Source organism: Nesiotobacter zosterae, from assembly GCF_033843645.1.
GTDB classification, from domain to species: domain Bacteria; phylum Pseudomonadota; class Alphaproteobacteria; order Rhizobiales; family Stappiaceae; genus Pseudovibrio; species Pseudovibrio zosterae.
Genome location: NZ_JAWXVZ010000008.1, coordinates 199681 through 217499, shown reverse-complemented (window position 1 = coordinate 217499; position 17819 = coordinate 199681). Strand labels below are relative to the sequence as shown.

General features: G+C 55.2%; 10 protein-coding genes and 1 tRNA gene. 4 read left to right on the top strand and 7 right to left on the bottom strand.

The window, feature by feature from the left end; genetic code table 11:
• Positions 1-9 precede the first annotated feature (9 nt).
• The gene (locus Q3Y58_RS13795; RefSeq protein WP_319622636.1) at positions 10-918 is read right to left on the bottom strand and encodes a 4-(cytidine 5'-diphospho)-2-C-methyl-D-erythritol kinase; all 909 of its coding nucleotides are present in this window, start codon (positions 916-918) and stop codon (positions 10-12) included.
• Positions 905-2686, bottom strand: a complete 1782-nt coding sequence (locus tag Q3Y58_RS13790) for a tetratricopeptide repeat protein (RefSeq protein WP_319622635.1) — start codon at positions 2684-2686, stop codon at positions 905-907. The genes Q3Y58_RS13795 and Q3Y58_RS13790 overlap by 14 nt, the downstream gene beginning before the upstream one ends.
• Positions 2687-2990: 304 nt before the next feature.
• On the opposite strand from Q3Y58_RS13790, the gene ppdK reads away from it, so the two are divergent.
• Positions 2991-5657 (top strand): pyruvate, phosphate dikinase, encoded by a 2667-nt coding sequence (ppdK, locus tag Q3Y58_RS13785; protein WP_319622634.1) that lies wholly within the window; start codon positions 2991-2993, stop codon positions 5655-5657.
• Positions 5658-5737: 80 nt separating this feature from the next.
• On the opposite strand, the gene Q3Y58_RS13780 is transcribed toward ppdK, so the two are convergent.
• The 3 genes from Q3Y58_RS13780 to map form a co-directional block, all read right to left on the bottom strand.
• A complete protein-coding gene (locus Q3Y58_RS13780; RefSeq protein ID WP_319622633.1) occupies positions 5738-8050 on the bottom strand; it encodes a putative bifunctional diguanylate cyclase/phosphodiesterase in 2313 nt (770 codons plus the stop codon).
• Positions 8051-8172: 122 nt separating this feature from the next.
• Positions 8173-8934 (bottom strand): RadC family protein, encoded by a 762-nt coding sequence (gene radC, locus Q3Y58_RS13775; protein WP_413697823.1) that lies wholly within the window; start codon positions 8932-8934, stop codon positions 8173-8175.
• A 31-nt stretch (positions 8935-8965) separates the two neighbouring features.
• On the bottom strand, positions 8966-9799 hold the full coding sequence (gene map, locus Q3Y58_RS13770; RefSeq protein ID WP_274218676.1) for a type I methionyl aminopeptidase: 834 nt from the start codon (positions 9797-9799) through the stop codon (positions 8966-8968).
• A gap of 403 nt (positions 9800-10202) precedes the next feature.
• On the opposite strand from map, the gene Q3Y58_RS13765 reads away from it, so the two are divergent.
• From Q3Y58_RS13765 to Q3Y58_RS13755, 3 genes are all read left to right on the top strand, one after another.
• Positions 10203-10287, top strand: a tRNA-Leu gene (locus Q3Y58_RS13765).
• A 118-nt stretch (positions 10288-10405) separates the two neighbouring features.
• On the top strand, positions 10406-11932 hold the full coding sequence (locus Q3Y58_RS13760; RefSeq protein WP_319622632.1) for a YjjI family glycine radical enzyme: 1527 nt from the start codon (positions 10406-10408) through the stop codon (positions 11930-11932).
• On the top strand, positions 11913-12779 hold the full coding sequence (locus Q3Y58_RS13755; protein ID WP_319622631.1) for a YjjW family glycine radical enzyme activase: 867 nt from the start codon (positions 11913-11915) through the stop codon (positions 12777-12779). The genes Q3Y58_RS13760 and Q3Y58_RS13755 overlap by 20 nt, the downstream gene beginning before the upstream one ends.
• On the opposite strand, the gene Q3Y58_RS13750 is transcribed toward Q3Y58_RS13755, so the two are convergent.
• Entirely contained in the window at positions 12770-15469 is a 2700-nt protein-coding gene (locus tag Q3Y58_RS13750; protein ID WP_319622630.1) for a cation-transporting P-type ATPase, read from the bottom strand. The two genes, Q3Y58_RS13755 and Q3Y58_RS13750, sit on opposite strands and share 10 nt — an antisense overlap.
• 160 nt (positions 15470-15629) lie before the next feature.
• Entirely contained in the window at positions 15630-17150 is a 1521-nt protein-coding gene (locus tag Q3Y58_RS13745; protein WP_274218680.1) for a DUF3360 family protein, read from the bottom strand.
• Positions 17151-17819: the final 669 nt, after the last annotated feature.

The window sequence follows — 17819 nt, the reverse complement described above, 5'->3', positions numbered from 1 at the left end:
CGTTTTTTGTTAGTACGCTGCGGATTGAACCCACCAATCGGGGCGGTTTTCCTTGATGCGCTTAGCCACGGCCTGTGCTTCGCCAAGTGTTGCGCAGAGCGCAAAGCAGGTTGGGCCGGAGCCTGACATGCGTGAGAGAAGCGTTTCAGTCTGTGCGTCCAGGAGCGACAGCACATCGCCGATTTGTGGCACCAAGGACGTTGCCGGTGCTTGAAGGTCATTTCGGCAGGCACGCAGCCAGCTGGCAAATTCCTGCGGGCCAGACCATTTATCCGGCAAGGTTGGCAATGGGCTGTTTTGCTTGTTCTCCAAGGCTTGGAAAACGGAGGGTGTTGACAGCTCGATACCTGGATTGACGAGCACCAGTGCGCCTTTGGGAACGGCGGAGAGCTTTTCGATCTGCTCGCCAATGCCGCGAACCCGGCTTGGATTTTCACCAAAGCACATCGGTACATCCGCACCAAGACGCAAGGCAAGCTTCTCAAGATTGTGGCTTGATGGATGAACGTCCCAAAGACGGCCCAAGGCGCGTAAGGTAGCTGCTGCATCTGCCGAACCGCCACCAATGCCAGCGGCAACAGGCAAGCGCTTTGTCAGTTGGATGTGTGCTGAACGGGCGCCCGGTACACTTTCTGACATCAGCCACGCAGCCTTCATAACAAGGTTTGTGGACCTGTCTGTGTTCAGAGGCTCGGCGTAGGGCCCCGAGATGCTCAGGGTCATGTCATCGGCGGGGCGCAGTGTTATCTCATCACCATACGCGGGAAATACCACAAGGCTATCTAGCGTGTGGTAGCCATCCTCACGCTGGCCTGTGACATGAAGAGCCAGATTGACCTTGGCCCGTGCGGTTTCCACCACCTCAGTGGTTTCTAAAGGTGCTACTAACTCGCTTGCAGCAAGTCTATCTGCCGTCATTGGCGTTTTGTCCAATATTGGTTGTTTCTTCCAAAGGCATGCCGTGCTTGATCTTGTTCAGGATCTCGCTGAGGTGATCGGGTTCTGGCTCCAAGTCTCGGGCGTGGTTCCATTTGAACCGGGCCTCCAGCTTACGGCCGACCTTCCAGTAGGCATCCCCCAGGTGGTCGTTGATGATTGGGTCTTGCGGTCGAAGAGATACCGCACGTTCAAGCTGAGAGACAGCTTCCTCGTAGCGGCCAAGCCGATAGTAGACCCAGCCCAGACTATCGACAATGTAGCCATCAGTCGGGCGCAGGCGTACTGCCGTCTTGATCATCTCAAGGGCTTCGTCGAGCTTCAAGCCCCGGTCCACGAGAGAGTAACCGAGATAGTTCAGCACCATCGGTTGATCCGGATAAAGCTCCAGCACCTCACGAAAGTCTGCTTCAGCTTCTTCCCACTTGTTTTGGCGTTCGCGGGTAATGCCGCGGAAGTAGAGCAGCGGCCAGTTCTGGCGCTCTACGGTCTCAAGTGTGCTGATGCCTGCGGAGTAGGCCACTTCAGCCTCTTCAAACAGAGAATGAGACCGCAAGACATTGCCAAGCGCAGTCACGGCCTCAAGGTCGGTTGGGTCTTCCTCAACCAGTGCCTGCAGGTGCTCGCGGGCTTCTTCAAGGTTTTCAAGCGCGTTGTAGTGAAGTCCAATCTGGATTTCTGCCTCGCGCTTCATGGGAGACGCGCTGTCCACTTCACCAAGATACTCGATGGCTCGGTGGTTGTTTCCCAACTGTTCGAACAGGGTGCCAAGTGCAATGGAGGCTGCATCCAGATCTGGGTTCAAAAGGCGTGAGGTCTGAAGATAGACGGCGGAAAGCTCTTCCCCATCGCGGCTGATGGCAGAGCCCAGGCCATAAAGAGCCTCCGCAACACCTTGCGCGGGAGTGGTAGCCAGCGGCTCCAGCATGTCGCCATCGGTGATTGCCTTGCGCGTGTCGACAAGAAGCGGGTGGTTTGGCACCAACTGGTCGTAGGCGTCGAGCACCTCAAGCGCATCTTTTTGGCGTCCATTGGCCGCCAGAGCGCGGGCATAGGCGTTGGAGATGCGCAGAGCCCCAGGGTCGGCCCCATAGGCCTCCTCGTAAAACTTCAGTGCTTCCGCTCCGTTTCCGGCGGATTCCATGATGAGGCCGGCATTGAAGCTGGTGAAAAGCTCGAACCAGTTTGGTCCTTCAACGGTTGTAAGAAACTCGATGCCTTTTTCAGGAGCCCCGCGGCCAGCCTCCGACCATGCGGACATGATTGCAAAAGTAAGCCGAGAGAGTGGATTGATATCGCCTCCGTTCAAGGCCTCAATCGCCGCATCAAAGTCGTCCTCAGCAATGGCCTTGGCGGACTTGTAGAAGTGCGCAAGGAAGTGATCCTCGTCGTTCTCAAGCAAGCGTTCGATGAGCGGGGCGGCTCTTTCGAAGTCGCCATCTGCCAGCGCCATCACAAAGGTGCGGTCTTGCAGGTAATAGTTGTCGGGATCCAGATGCAAAGCCTGCTCGAAATAGCGGGCGGCACTCTCAAGATCTTGCGCCTGCAAGGCGCTGCGGCCTGACAGGTAGCTGCCAGCCAGTGAGAAGTTTTGTGCAGATGGCGTTGTAATCTGCGCAGGGCTCAAATTGGCCGCGTGGGCCCACGTCAAGGTTGATACAGCGACCGTCGCTGCGAGAAGAGCTGCTTTCCTGCTTACCCGAATGAAGCGGGAAGGGCGGTCGTTGACGCAAAGTCTTGAATGGTCCATTGAATTCTCTCGTTGAGAGCCGCAGTCGACTCAATCCTCTATCGCATGGTCTGACCAAGAAGCATGGCGGTTTCAGGGCCACCATGATGAGTCAGAGGAGCTTGCCACATACTCTAACCTATTGAGTGGTCGAAAAAAGCTAAATATACCGTGAAGCAGCCATCCTCCGATTTTCTTGCCTCCTGTATCTTATAGTTTTTTTCAAGTGAGATAAGCATTACCCCTAAGGTCGCACCAAATGCATCTTGCTATACTCAGCTACTCTTTGCATTAAGATATTTCACTGCAGATAAAGGGGGGTGCTATGACCAAGTGGGTCTATGTTTTTGGTGAAGGCAGGACCGAGGGCGCCGCTGAAATGCGCAATCTTCTCGGTGGGAAGGGTGCCAACCTTGCTGAAATGTGCCGACTGGGGCTTCCTGTGCCTCCAGGGTTTACCGTAACCACAGAAGTCTGCACGCATTACTACCAGAACGAGCGCACGTATCCTGAAGAGCTAAAAGAGCAGATCGCTCAGGCGCTGAAAGCTGTGGGAGAGCTGACAGGCAAGACGTTCGGCGATACGAGCAACCCGTTGTTGTTGTCCGTTCGCTCTGGTGCGCGGGTCTCCATGCCGGGCATGATGGACACAGTTTTGAATCTCGGATTGAATGACGTTACCGTACGTGCGCTGGCCGAACAGTCTGGCGACGAGCGGTTCGCTTATGACAGCTACCGCCGATTCATCCAGATGTACTCGGACGTCGTGCTCGGCGTTGATAATGATTACTTCGAAGAGATCATCGAAGATATCAAAGATGAAAAAGATTATACGCTCGATACGGACCTGGCCGCAGAAGACTGGAAGGTTTGTGTTGACGCGTTCAAGGCCAGGGTGAAGGAAGAGCTGGGTCGCGATTTCCCGGATGACCCGCAAGAGCAGCTGTGGGGTGCTGTCAGCGCCGTCTTCCAATCATGGATGATCCCGCGTGCGCAAACTTACCGCAAGATCCACAGCATCCCTGAGGAGTGGGGGACTGCGGTCAACGTGCAGGCCATGGTCTACGGCAACATGGGAGAGGGCTCCGCGACAGGTGTGGCGTTTACCCGCAACCCGGCCACTGGTGAAAACGCGCTTTATGGCGAATTCCTCGTGAATGCGCAGGGCGAAGACGTTGTGGCTGGTATCCGGACGCCGCAGGACATTTCGGAAGCTGCGCGTATTGCATCTGGTTCTGAAAAGCCTTCCCTCGAAGCGATCATGCCTGAGGTGTTCCGGCAGTTTCAGGATACTTGCAACAAGCTGGAAGTACACTACCGTGAAATGCAGGACCTTGAGTTTACTGTAGAGCGCGGCAAGCTCTGGATGCTGCAAACCCGCACAGGTAAACGGACGCTCAAGGCAGCGCTCAAAATCGCCGTTGAAATGGCGGATGAAGGCCTGATCAGCAAGGAAGAGGCAGTGCTTCGGATTGATCCGGGCTCACTTGATCAGCTTCTTCACCCAACGATTGACCCCGCTGCGGAACGGGATGAGCTGACCACAGGTCTGCCCGCCTCTCCGGGTGCGGCCAGCGGCGCTATTGTGTTCAATCCGGACGAGGCGGAAGCTGAAAAGGCGGATGGCAAGGCTGTCATTCTGGTTCGCACAGAAACCAGTCCGGAAGACATTCACGGTATGCATGCCTCAGAGGGTATTCTGACCTCTCGCGGCGGCATGACCAGTCACGCGGCTGTAGTGGCGCGCGGCATGGGCAAGCCTTGTGTGTCTGGTGCTGGCGGCATTCGTGTGGACATGCAGCGGCAGGTCATGCTGGTAGATGGCAGAACCTTCAAGAAGGGCGACATCATTACCATTGATGGCAGTTCCGGTCAGGTCCTTGCAGGTCGTGCAAAGATGCTTCAGCCAGAGCTTTCTGGCGACTTCCAGAAGCTCATGGAGTGGGCCGATGGTCTGCGTCGCATGCGCGTGCGCGCCAATGCTGAGACACCAACGGATGTAAAAACGGCATTGTCTTTTGGTGCCGAAGGGATTGGTCTGTGCCGAACCGAGCATATGTTCTTCGATGGAGATCGGATCCTCGCCGTTCGTGAGATGATCCTGTCTGACACCGAGGAAGAGCGCCGTGAGGCACTGGGCAAGCTTTTGCCTATGCAGCGGGATGACTTCACTCAGATTTTTGAGCTGATGGAAGACCGGCCGGTCACCATTCGCTTGCTGGATCCACCCCTTCATGAGTTCCTGCCAAAGACCGAGGATGAAATCGGTGAAGTGGCGCGGCAGATGAATGTGGATGCGGAAGATCTCAAGGAGCGGGCGCTTGAACTTGAAGAGTTCAACCCGATGCTCGGCAACCGTGGGTGCCGCCTTTTGATCTCGTTCCCTGAAATTGCCGAGATGCAAGCTCGGGCTATCTTTGAAGCTGCTGCCGAAGTTTCTCGACGTCGCGGCGTCTCCGTGAAGCCGGAGGTTATGGTTCCACTGGTCGGCCTTCGCTCTGAACTTGATTTCGTGCGTGATCGCATTGAAGCGGTCGCAAAGGAAATCGAGACAGAGCAGTCCGTTAAACTGGACTACACCATTGGCACCATGATCGAACTGCCGCGTGCTGCGCTGCGGGCGGAAGAGATTGCCGGTTCGGCCGAGTTCTTCTCTTTCGGGACCAACGATCTCACGCAAACCACCTTCGGCATATCCCGAGATGATGCTGCATCATTTTTGGGGACCTACCAGGAGCGCAAGATCCTGGAGAAGGATCCGTTCGTCTCCCTTGATACCAACGGTGTGGGGGAACTGATTGAGATTGCGGCGGAACGTGGCCGCAAGCAGCGCGGAGATATCAAGCTTGGCATTTGTGGTGAGCATGGGGGCGATCCGGCTTCCATCGCTTTCTGCGAAACAATTGGCTTGAACTACGTCAGCTGTTCGCCGTTCCGCGTGCCGGTTGCACGCCTTGCCGCAGCGCAAGCCGCGTTGAAGGCCAAGGGCTAACCGATCCCTACTGTTCTGCGTAGAAACGAAAAAGGGCGGGTTCGACACCCGCCCTTTGCTTTTGGACTTAGTGAGTTTGCTCAGGTGGTCTCCTCAACCAACTCGATGTCATCAAGAGCGTTTTCCGCTTCCCCTTCACGCCAGAGGCGGAATTTTGTCAGGGGCATTGGACGGGCGAAGTAGAAACCTTGCAGGACCGGATTTCCGATCTCTGAAAGGAACTGGAACTGAGACTTGCGCTCGATGCCTTCAACGCAGATGTCCATCTTGATGGCTTCCGAAAGGTGGATGAGCGAGCGCATGATCTCCTGCGCGTCCACATCATGATCAAGGTCCTCAACGAACGAGCGGTCGATCTTGATCTTGTCGAAGTTGTAAAGGCGCAAATAGCTGAGGCTTGAGTACCCGGTGCCGAAGTCATCCAAAGCGACTTTGACACCAATGTTGTGAAGCTGCTTCAGCGTCTCGCCGACGTTTTCGGCTTCGCTCATTAGCACTTCTTCTGTTACCTCAAGTTCAATGCGGCCTGGCTCCAACTCGTATTTTTGCAGCAGGCGTTCCACAAGCGGTGGGAAGTCTGGGTGGCGTAGCTGGTTTGGAGAAACATTGACGCACATCTGAATGCCCGGCATGTGAGTGGCATCCTTCATGGCTGTTTCCAGAACCCACTCACCGATTTTGTTGATGAGCTGAGATTCTTCCGCCACATGCAGGAATGTTCCGGGCGCGATCTGTCCGCGGGTTGGATGGTTCCAGCGGATGAGGGCCTCTGCGGCTACTGCGCGCTCACCCTTTGCATCCATGATCGGCTGGTAGAAGTTTTCGAACTCATTGCGTTTCAGCGCGCGTTCAATCTCTTCCTCAATGGTGCGGCGCATCTGGATCCGCTCTTCCATGTGCTGTTGGAAGACGACGTGACGGGCACGGCCCATTTCCTTGGCCTGATAGAGGGCGATATCGGCACGGCGCAGCAGCTCGTTCATCTCATGGCCGTACTCGGGGCTCACGACCACACCCAGGCTTGCAGTGGTGAGAATGCGGTTTTTCTCAACCATGTAGGGCTTGGTGACCGCTTGCTCGATTTCAAAACAAGCCTCTTCGATTTCCGTTAAGTCTGCGCGGTTTGGCAGCAGGATGAGGAACTCATCCCCGCTGATCCGTGCAAGCAAATCATTGGGTCGAAGGACTTCTTGAAGACGTTCTGCCACCTGACAGATCACCTCATCACCGACCAAGTGGCCAAGGCTGTCGTTGATCTGCTTGAAGTGGTCAAGGTCCATGTAGACCACACCAGCGACCTTGTTGTTCATGCGGGTCTTGCGCAGCATCGGGGTGAGCGCTTCGCTGAAGTAGGTGCGGTTTGGCAGACCGGTGAGGGCGTCATGGAGGGATGCAAAGCGGGCGCGGCCCTCGTTTTGAACGAGACGATCGGCCAAGCGCACGGATGAATACAACAGACCCAGCGCGACAACCAAAATGACGAGGGTGACGGCCAACATGTACGGCATCAACTCGTCGTAGAGAGCTTTCGATGCTGCTGAAGTGGTCCAGCTCAGGTAGGCCACCACATCTCCGCGCACGTTTTCCAGCGGCACGGAAACGCTGTCTGGGTCTGCATCGTTCGGGGAGGACGTGAGGTAGATGTCCCGCATGCCGGTGATGGATTCGAAATTGTCCATGAGGTCGGCGTCGAGCTGGCGGATCCAGATAAGGTAGCCGGCATGGCGCAGGGCTTGCTGCCCCTCGCTGCCCGGGTGAGCAATCGCCGCAACTGTGGCAAGGCCAATGCCGCCATCAAAACGAATGATGTCGCGCATGCTCAGATCAATAGGCATTGCGCTGCGCAGAGGGGCTGGCAGGCTGCTCTGATCCACGTGTGTTCTGAGGTTGCGCTCCAGCATGTCGATGGTCGGCGCAATTTGTTCTTTCAGCGCGCCATCATAAATTCGGTTATGCCACGGAAGGTCCTGACGGTAGGCATATGCAGGCTGTTTCTCTGCATCCAGAATGAGAAATACATCCCTGTCGCCGCGGTTGTTTTTGGTGGGCGTGAGGTCCTGATCCAGAAACAGGTTGCGCTCACCCGACTTCACCGTGTTGTAAGCCTTTTCCGAAAGAGCGATGCGTTCCACCTCGTAAGCAAGGCTGTCGCGGTATACCTGAAGGTTACTGGAGATCAGTCGCTGTTCTTTTTCAGATTCATAGATGATCGCTTTTTCCGTGGTGTATTGGAAAGCTGTGTAGCCTGAAATAAGAGCGGCACAGATTACCAGAAGCAAGCCGAAGGCAATCAATCGCGCCAGTTTGTTGCGCTTGGGAAATTTGGACTCGGGAAGATGCACCAACTCGGCCCCATTGCCCCAATTCTTTGGCTTGTCAGAGACTTCGGACATGCTCAACACACTCCTTGCGTGACATATGCAGGGATTTTTAGGATATTTTGGCTTGGATTATTCACGAGAAGTCTTGAGCGAGCCTGTAGTGCTGCCCGTTTTTGACGCGTTTGTTTTGCGGCTTAGAGCAGGTTCAGCCCACGAAAACTTGCATGTCCGTGTTGAGCGATGATGATGTGATCATGCAGCACAATATTGAGTGGTTTGAGCGCGTCATTGATGCGTGCGGTCATTTCAATGTCAGCGCGGGAAGGGGTCGGGTCGCCGGAGGGGTGATTGTGTACCAATATCAAAGCGCTGGCCCCATGCTCCAGTGCTCGTTTGATCACCTCACGAGGATAAACCGGGGCATGGTCAACGGTGCCGCGTTGCTGGATTTCATCGGCGATCAGCTGGTTCTTCTTGTCAAGAAACAGGATACGGAACTCCTCGGTCTGGCTATGCGCCATCGCGGCATGAATGTAGTTCATGACTGCCGACCAAGATGACAAGGGTGTTTGCGGGTCCACCTGATCTTTTGCGAACAGCACGGCGGCGGCTTGCAGCTCCTTGATGAACCGCGCGGTTTTCTCGCCGCAACCCTGGACTTCCATCAATCGTTCGCGTGGTGCGGCCAGAACTTTCGCAAAGGAGCCAAACCGTTCGATCAGCGCTTTGGCGAGCGGTTTGGTGTCGCCCTGCTTGATGCAGGAAAACAAAAGCATTTCAAGAAGCTCATAGGATTGGAGCGCCTCCGCGCCTGCCTCATCAAAGCGTTGGCGCAGGCGATCGCGGTGCCCGTGATAATGCTTCGGTTCTTTGCTCTTGGCGGTCTTACCTGCCTTGGAGCCGCGGTCACGCAGGGAGAGTGGGCTTTCCGACAGGCCAAAGAGGTCTTCCGACAACTCACTCTCCTTCTCATGGTTTGCCCGAGCCTTATTGGGTCTCCGGGTGCAGCGGGTTGAACAGCCCCTTTGGCGATGTGGTGAAAATATCGCAGCCATCGGGTGTAATCCCGATGGAGTGCTCGAACTGAGCCGTCAGGGATTTGTCACGGGTTACGGCGGTCCAACCGTCTTTCAGCACCTTCACGTGCGGCTTGCCCAGATTCACCATTGGTTCGATGGTGAAGATCATGCCCGGCTTAAGCTCAATGCCTTCGCCCGGTTGGCCGTAGTGCAAAATGTTCGGCATGTCGTGGAATAGCTTGCCGACGCCATGGCCGCAGAAGTCCCGGACCACAGAGCAGCGCTCTGCTTCGACGTAGGACTGAATGGCATAACCAATGTCACCGGTCGTGTTGCCCGGCTTGGCTGCCTCTATGCCGCGCATGAGTGACTCGTGCGTCACTTCAATAAGGCGCTCAGAGGCCCGTTTCAGCTTGCCAACACCATACATTCGAGAGGAGTCCCCGTGCCAGCCATCCAGTACGAAGGTGACGTCGATGTTGACGATGTCGCCTTCTTTCAGTGGCTTTGGGCCCGGAATGCCATGACACACCACATGATTGATGGATGTGCAGCAAGACTTCATGAAGCCGCGGTAGTGAAGCGTCGCAGGAACTGCGCCATGCTTCTTGCCAAACTCATAGACGTAATCATCAATTTCCTGAGTGGTGACGCCCGGCTTTACCAAATCAGTCACACCATCAAGGCACGCAGCTGTGACTTGAGACGCGCGGCGCATGCCTTCAAAGTCGTCGGGGCCATAGAGGCGGATCTGACCCGTGTTCTTCAAGGGCGCGGTGGCGGCATCAATATAAGAGACCATGTATTCCAATTTCCTTTGTCGGGCCGCGCCACCAGATCTTGAAGCTTGAGCGGAGACTTCGATGCATCACTGTAGTCAGCGGCGACAACGCGATACAAGCCCCGGTTCTCCGTAGAAGAGCTCCCCGACAACTGATGGGTACTCGGCGATGCGGCTTATCTTTCCCATTCTATATAGCGCGGCTTGCTTCAGTTTTCTGCGAAAAATGAGGGGAACCTGTGCTTTTGTGGAGGAATGATTGGATGTGGGGATAGCATGCCCGCGCGCGTCTGTGAAGATCAGGTTCCCTTGAGGCTCTTGGCGCCTTGCGTGTGCGTGCGCGGCCTTTGTTGAGCTTGCGCATTGGAAAAAGCATAGCGCCTCTTGCACTTCCAATGCCGCACAGCTATCCAGAGGATAACAAGCGGTCGTGGTGGAATTGGTATACACAGCAGACTTAAAATCTGCCGCCGTTAGGCTTGCGGGTTCGAGTCCCGCCGTCCGCACCAAATCCTTCCTTGAAATGTGATATTTTTCCTGTGCGTGAAGTGATCTTTTGCGCCAGTTCAATTTTTACCTGCCGTTCCTCGGGTAAGTTGCTGGCAAAGACCATTGAGGAACTGCCACATGCAAGAGCTGCAAGCGCGCTTCAAGACAATCACTGAAGACCCATCCCTGTCATTCTCTCAAAAAGCCCGAGCCCTTTCGCTGGAGGCGGAAAACTCGTTGGCCTATCCCGAGCTGGATGAGGAGACAGCCCGCGCGTTGGAGGAACGCGTGATCTGCGACATGTACGAGGGGCATGCGCCGTTCAAGCCGCGCTACGTGATGCCGGACTATTCAGTGGTCCTCAAGAAGGGCAGTGAGTTTCTTGAACTTGAGCCCGCGCAAACGCTTGACGAGGCCATCAACTCCTTGATGATTGCCTATCACCACGTGCCGTCGGTTACCAACATGCCGGTGTTCTTGGGGCATTTGGATGACTTGTTGCTGCCTTATTGCGACGGTGTGAGCGAAGAGGCGCTTTACAGCAAGATCAAACTTTTCTGGCGCTATCTGGACCGTGTGCTGCCAGATGCCTTCATGCACGCCAACATTGGGCCTTCTGACAACCGGGTGGCGCGTGCCATTTTGAGGGTGGATTCAGAACTCAAGCAAGTTGCGCCGAACCTGACTTTCATTTGGGATCCTGAAGTCAGCAGTGACGAGATCTTCCAGATGGCTTGCGACAGCATTATTGAGTGCTCGAAGCCGCACATTGCCAACCATCCGGTGCACCAGCCGATCTTTGATTCCGCAGGCTATGGCATTGCCAGTTGCTACAACGCGCTGCCCTTGTGCGGCGGTGCGTCCACGCTGACGCGCATCAACCTTTATGAAGTAGCCAAGCGCTCTGTCAGTGTTGAAGATTTTTTCCAAAACGTCTTGCCGCGTTATGTGGATCTGAACTTCCGCCTCACTCAGGTCCGCGTCAACCATCTCTTTGAAAAATCCGGCTTCTTTGAAAGTTTCTTGGTCAAGGAAGGCTGGATAGCCAAAGACCGGTTTACTGCCATGTTTGGTATCTTTGCCATGGCAGAAGCGGTCAACGAGCTTCAGGAAAAGGCAGGCCTTGCCGGGCAATATGGCCATGATGATGCTGCAAACTCCCTCGGGCATCGCATTTCGGCTGTATTGGCGGAAGCTGTCGAAAGCCGGGAGATGGAAAATGTTTGGCGCGGCCGTGCGATGCTGCACTCCCAAGCAGGCCTGAGTGATGATGGTGGATGTACACCGGGTGTACGCATTCCTTATGGTTCCGAGCCGGACCCTGTCACTCACATTCAGGCGCTAGCGGGCCACCATGGCTACTATACCTCTGGTGTCAGCGAAATTCTGACGTTGGATGAGACCATTCGCAACAATCGGGAGGCTCTGAGCCAGTTGGTGATAGGCGCATTCTCGCTGGGGTTCCGCGAGTTCTCTGCCAACATCTCCAGCAATGATCTGGTGCGGGTGACAGGCTACATGGTGCGTTTGTCAGACATCCAGAAGTTCAAGGAAAGCGGCGGCTCTCGCATCAACACCACGGTTCTTGGCGCAGAGGCCTCTATTACCGGTGCCATTCTGGACCGAGCCCCAAGGGTGATCGCCCATGAATTTACCAGAGGCTAAGGTCAGCAAGATCCTGAAGTTCTCCTGCGTGGACGGGCCGGGGAACCGGCTTGTCCTGTTCCTGCAGGGCTGCAACTTCGCCTGCCTGAATTGTCACAACCCCCACACCATGGCCCTGTGCAACCATTGTGGTGACTGTGTTCCTGCCTGTCCAACCGGCGCCCTCAGCATGATTGGGGGCAGGGTTGTTCATGATCCGACCCGATGTGATGAGTGTGATCAGTGTTTGGAGGTCTGCCCAATCAACTCAAATCCCAAGGTCTTTCATGTAACCATTGGTGAGGTTTTGGAGCTGGTCCAACGGAACAAACCATTCTTGAATGGCATCACGGTTTCAGGGGGGGAGGCAACCACACAGCTGAAGTTCATCACTGCGCTGTTTGGGGTGATGAAGCAAAGCGTCAGCCTTCGCGATCTGACCTGCTTCATTGATAGTAACGGATATTTGCCGGAGTTCGCGTGGCGGTCGGTGTTGCCATACACAGACGGGGTCATGTTGGATATCAAAAGCTTTGATTGTGACCTGCACTGTAAACTGACCGGACGCACCAACGAACGTGTCCTGGCCTCGGCCCGCTTCTTACATGCGGAAGGCAAACTGCACGAACTGCGCTATCTGCTCATTCCCGGAATTACAGACGTGCCTGCTGAGATTGATCGTTTGCTGGACTTTGTCTTGGACTTGTCTCCAGGCCTGAACCTGCGCCTCAATGCCTTTCAGCATCATGGGGTGCGAGGTGAAGCGCAGGACTGGCCCGCCGCAGAAAAAGACCGCGTTGAAGAAATCGCCAGCCAGTTGCGCCGGGGTGGTCTGTCCAACGTGACCACACCTGCTGTTTACATCTGATCAGCCTTGAACAAACGCCGCCGCAGGTGCTTTTCCGTTTCAACCAAGACAAACAGCGCAATGCCAATGCTAAGGACCAGCAGGCAGTCACCAAGTGACATGGCACGGGTGTCAAAAATGCCCTGCAGAGCGGGAAGATAGGTAATGGCGATCTGAGCGGAGACGGTTATGGTCACGGTGATCCACACGATCGGCGTGGCAACGAGGGCGCTCAGATCAAGTGAAACACTGTAAAACCGCCTGATAAAAAACAGATGGAATATCTCCATGATCACAAGCGTGTTCATTGAGAGGGTGCGGGCAAGTTCAACCGGATAGCCGCTTGAAATGGCATAGGCATAGATGCCGAAGACGCCGGCAATGAACAGCATGGCGACGAAAACAATGTGCCAGATAAGCCCAGAGGTCAGAAGGGGCTCACTGCGCGGGCGCGGTGGCCGTTTCATCGTGTGCGTCTCTGTGGGCTCAAACGCCAGGGCCAGCCCTAAGGTGGCCGCTGTGATCATGTTGATCCAAAGGATTTGAACCGGTGTTACAGGAAGTGCTAGCCCCAAGAGAAGGGCCACGATGATGGTCATGGCTTCCCCCGCGTTGGTTGGCAGGGTCCAGCTTATGACTTTCTTGATGTTGTCGTATACCGTTCGGCCCTGGCGGACTGCGGCAACGATGGTCGCGAAGTTATCATCTGCAAGAACGATTTCGGCCGCCTCTTTGGCCGCTTCACTGCCCTTTTGGCCCATGGCCACACCGGCATCGGCCCGCTTCAAGGCTGGGGCATCATTGACGCCATCACCAGTCATGGCCACCGTCATGCCAAGGGATTGCAGAGCCATGACCAAGCGGAGTTTATGCTCTGGGCTTGTGCGCGCAAAGACATCGCAGTCCTGCACGCGTGCTTTCAGATCGGCATCGTTGATCTTGTCGAGGTCAGCGCCGGTCAGCACCAAGTCACTGCTGGTCAAACCTATTTGCCTGCCAATGGCTACGGCTGTCTTGGCGTGGTCGCCGGTGATCATCTTCAGGCGAATGCCGGCTGAGTGACACTCGGAGATGGCTTGGAGGGCTTCAGGACGCGGCGGGTCTATCAATCCGACAAGGCCAACAAACGTAAGTGTTCCGTTGAGTTCATTCTCGTCGAGAGGCTCGCCTTCCTTGTGTTCCTCCCTGATCGCAAAAGCGAGGACGCGCTGCCCTCTGGCTGCGATCCGCTCTACCTCATTGAGCCAGTAAGCGGTATTGAGCGGCTCCTCATGCCCCGCCTCTGAAAGCTGAGCAAAAGAGAGAGCGAGCAGCTTTTCGGGAGCGCCCTTCACAAAAATCCGCAGGCCTTCGGCCATGGACCGATTGAGAGAAGCCATGTATCGATGTTCCGCATCGAAGGGTATTACGCCGGTACGAGGCCATTCGTGCTGCTCATGTGATGGCCTTATTTCCAGTTTTTCTGCAAAAGTGAGCAGAGCTCCTTCCATGGGGTCGCCAACCACAGCCCAGCCAGCTCCATCGCGATGTAGGGAGGCGTCGTTGCAAAGAGCCGCGGTTCTTGCTAGCGCCTGAAGACACAGGGACGGCGCAGGCACAGCCATTCCATCTTCCTTGAGGACGGCCCCAACAGGGGTATAGCCATCACCTTCGACCATGTACGCTTGGTGACTTGTTACGGCGCTTGCCACCATCATCTCGTTGCGTGTCAGGGTTCCGGTCTTGTCGGTGCAGATGACTGAGACAGAACCAAGTGTCTCAATGGCAGGTAAGCGGCGGACAATCGCGTTTTTCTCTGCCATGGCTTTCACGCCAACGGCCAGAGTAATTGTGAGAACGGCTGGCAGTCCCTCAGGTATTGCGGCAACGGACAACCCTACCACCGCCATAAACACCTCTTTGAAGCCAAGTGAGGTGAAAAGCGCGCCATAGCCCAGAAGCAGAAGGGCTATAAGCAAGATCAGGAACGTGAGCCACTTTGCGAAAGCGGCCATATGCTGGAGCAGGGGCGTCGTCAGCTGTTCTACATTGGAGAGCAACCCGCTGATGCGGCCAATTTCTGTAGCTGCGCCGGTGGCAACCACGACGCCGGTGGCTTGCCCCTTTGTGATGAGGGTGCCAGAAAAAACGAGGGATGAGCGGTCACCCAGTGAGGTTTCCGCGCCCGCTGGGGCTGTGCTTTTCTCCGTTGGCAATGACTCTCCGGTCAAAATGGCTTCCTGCACCTGCAAGCGTGTGGCGGAGGTCAAGCGAAGGTCAGCGGGAACACGGTCGCCCGCCTCTAGCAAAACAATGTCGCCGGGCACCAATCGGTCGGCGGGAATGCTCTTTCGTTGTTCATCCCGGATCACATTTGCGCTTGGAGCCAGCATCTGGCGGATCGCATCCATGGCCCGTTCTGCATTGCCTTCCTGAATGAAGCCAATGATCGCATTGATGATCACAACGGCGAGGATCACGCTGGTATCGATGACGTGTCCCAACAGCGCCGTTATGCAAGCAGAGCCAAGCAGGACGTAAATGAGAACATTGTGAAATTGACCGAGGAATCGTTTCAGTGCGCTGGGGCCAGCGTTCTCCGGCAGCTTGTTCGGCCCATGTTCTTGCAGGCGCTTTTCCACCTGCAGTTGGGTGAGGCCTTTTTCAGTCGCACTCAGAGCCAGAAGAGTGTCACTAATCGATAGGGCGTGCCAGCGAGGTGCTTCGGTCATGTCAAAAAACCACCGCTTTTCCTTGTGGGCCTGAATGGCTACAACTCGCGTTCAGAATACGCCGCAGTAGAGAGGTGGCAAGAGGGCAAAAAGCAGCGTTTTTGCTCCAAAAAAAAGCCCCACCATTTGGCGGGGCTTTTCGATCGTTCTGTAAGTGACCTCAGAGCAGTGCAGGAATGCCTGGCAGCATGCCGACAGCAGCCATTGCCAGAGTACAGATGATTACAGCTGCACCTGGAATGATGATGCGGTCAGCAACGGTCAAGCGCGCTGCACGATCCTTGTCACCAATCAGGCCATTGTTGTCGAGCAACATGGTCAGCGCCCAAGCAAGCACTGGGTTGGTCACAAATGCTGCGAAGATACAAATACCCGCTGCGTTGGTGTCGTTGTTGTCGCGAACCATCTGAAGGCCAGCTTCAAGAAGTGGCAGGAACACGCCAACCAGCAGAGCACAAGACATCACAGGCTGCCATACAGCAACATCCATTGGGTAGCCCAGGGTTGCCACGATGATGCAGAGCGCGCCGAGCAGGATTGCGCCTGCAGGGATTGGACGCTTCGCAATTGCGGCCGGGATCATGTAGGTGCCCCAGGAAGAAGTGATGTTACCACCGCCGAAGAACGTACCTGTGAACTGGCGCAAGGAGCAGCAAGTCATGGTGTCGTCCACATCCATCAGGACGCGGTCGGTGTTCTTTGGATAGTTCAGCTCCTGGAAGATGCGGTGACCAAGGAAGTCAGGTGACCACATGGCAACAGCCAGGATTGCAAATGGAAGAGATGCAATGAAGTGGCTGAGGTTTGGAAGACCAAGCTGCCAGCCGGTCTCCGTAGAGCCCCACCAGTACCAAGGGTTCATGTTTGGCAGGCCCGGAGCCGTGGTGAACTGAAGGTCAACACCTGCACCCAGTGCCAGCGCCACAGCAACAGCGGCGATTGAACACGCAGGAATGGCCAGCCAACGCTTACCAATCTTGGCGAGGAACGCATAAAGGATGATGTTCAGCGCAAGAATGGCCAGAGCAACATAGCCCAGGCTGTAGTCAAGGCCATGTGCAGCCTGAAGGCCGCTTGCCCAGGTGAACAGCGATGTGATCTGTCCCTTGGCGCCCATGAAGCCCAAGTAAACAAGCAAACCGCCCGCGACACCCTGACTTGTCAGGTTCACAAGGCGAGAACCGCCCTTGAAGTAACTCAGCAGCACACCGAACGCACAGAGCAAAATGGCCAACGCCAGTGGGTGAGCACCTGCAAGCGCGATCACGCCGATGAGCGGGATCATTGGGCCGTGGTTGCCCGCAAGGTTTGCCCGTGGGTTCAGAAAACCTGAACCAATGATACAAAACAGCAGAGCAGGGATCAGCATTTCGATGCGGACCACTTCAATGATCCACTCGGCACCAAGGTTCACGTGATCCCACCTCTCGGTGAGGCCCGTTGCCCAGGCAGTCATCACAGCCGAGTACATCACGGAGATGCCAATGGTGCCTGCGATTGCTGGTACAAAGTCTTCCAGCTCAAAGCGGAAGTCGCGGTATGGCAGGTTCAAAGCCCAGCGACGGGGCTTCATAATCTGCAGTTCATGATCCAAATATTCAGTCCGGGTGGCAAACTCGCTGGAAGGGCGATGTAGCTCACCATAAGACTTTTCTTGGTCTTCTTTTGTCTGCTGAAGCATATCAGCACAGTCTCCATTGTAGCCGAAATGTTTCAGGGCGCATGTGCGTGACCTGAAAGTCAATCTGAGGAGAGCTGGAAGTAATGGAAGGTACTCCGCTCAGACTATTAAATTTCGCCGCTTTTTTAGCTAGTGCTGGGACTTCGAGCAATAAGTATTAAATTTACAAAACCGCACGTATTTAAACGTATAACTTGCTGTGAGGAATATCAGATCACCTAGCGTTGGCCTTGAGCGACCAAAGGGCATTCGACTTTTGACCTAAATCCTAGACAGGGTAAGTGGCCTGTTTCTGCGGCTGCAATAATCGGTAATCAAGAATCCAGTGTTTTTAAGGTGGCTTAATGGTCGCAGATACATCGTATTTTTGAACTGTTTTAAGTATAAAAATAACCTAGGAATACTCATTAGGGCGCATATGCGTATAAACCCGGTGTGACACCATGCCGTAAGTCATTTGTCTAATATTTGTGCGGGGAAGCTGTCTTGGATAGCTGTGGTTATCTCATCAACAGGGTGGTGCAGCGCACGAGTCGGTTAGGTGACGTAGGTGACTCAAGGCGATCAGCGTGCGTTCCATAAGCCGGAACTTTCAACGTATGCGCAATTACGTTGCGAGTAAGGCAGGCTTGCTCGCGGCACGTGCTTTCGCGGGTCCGCGTCCCATGC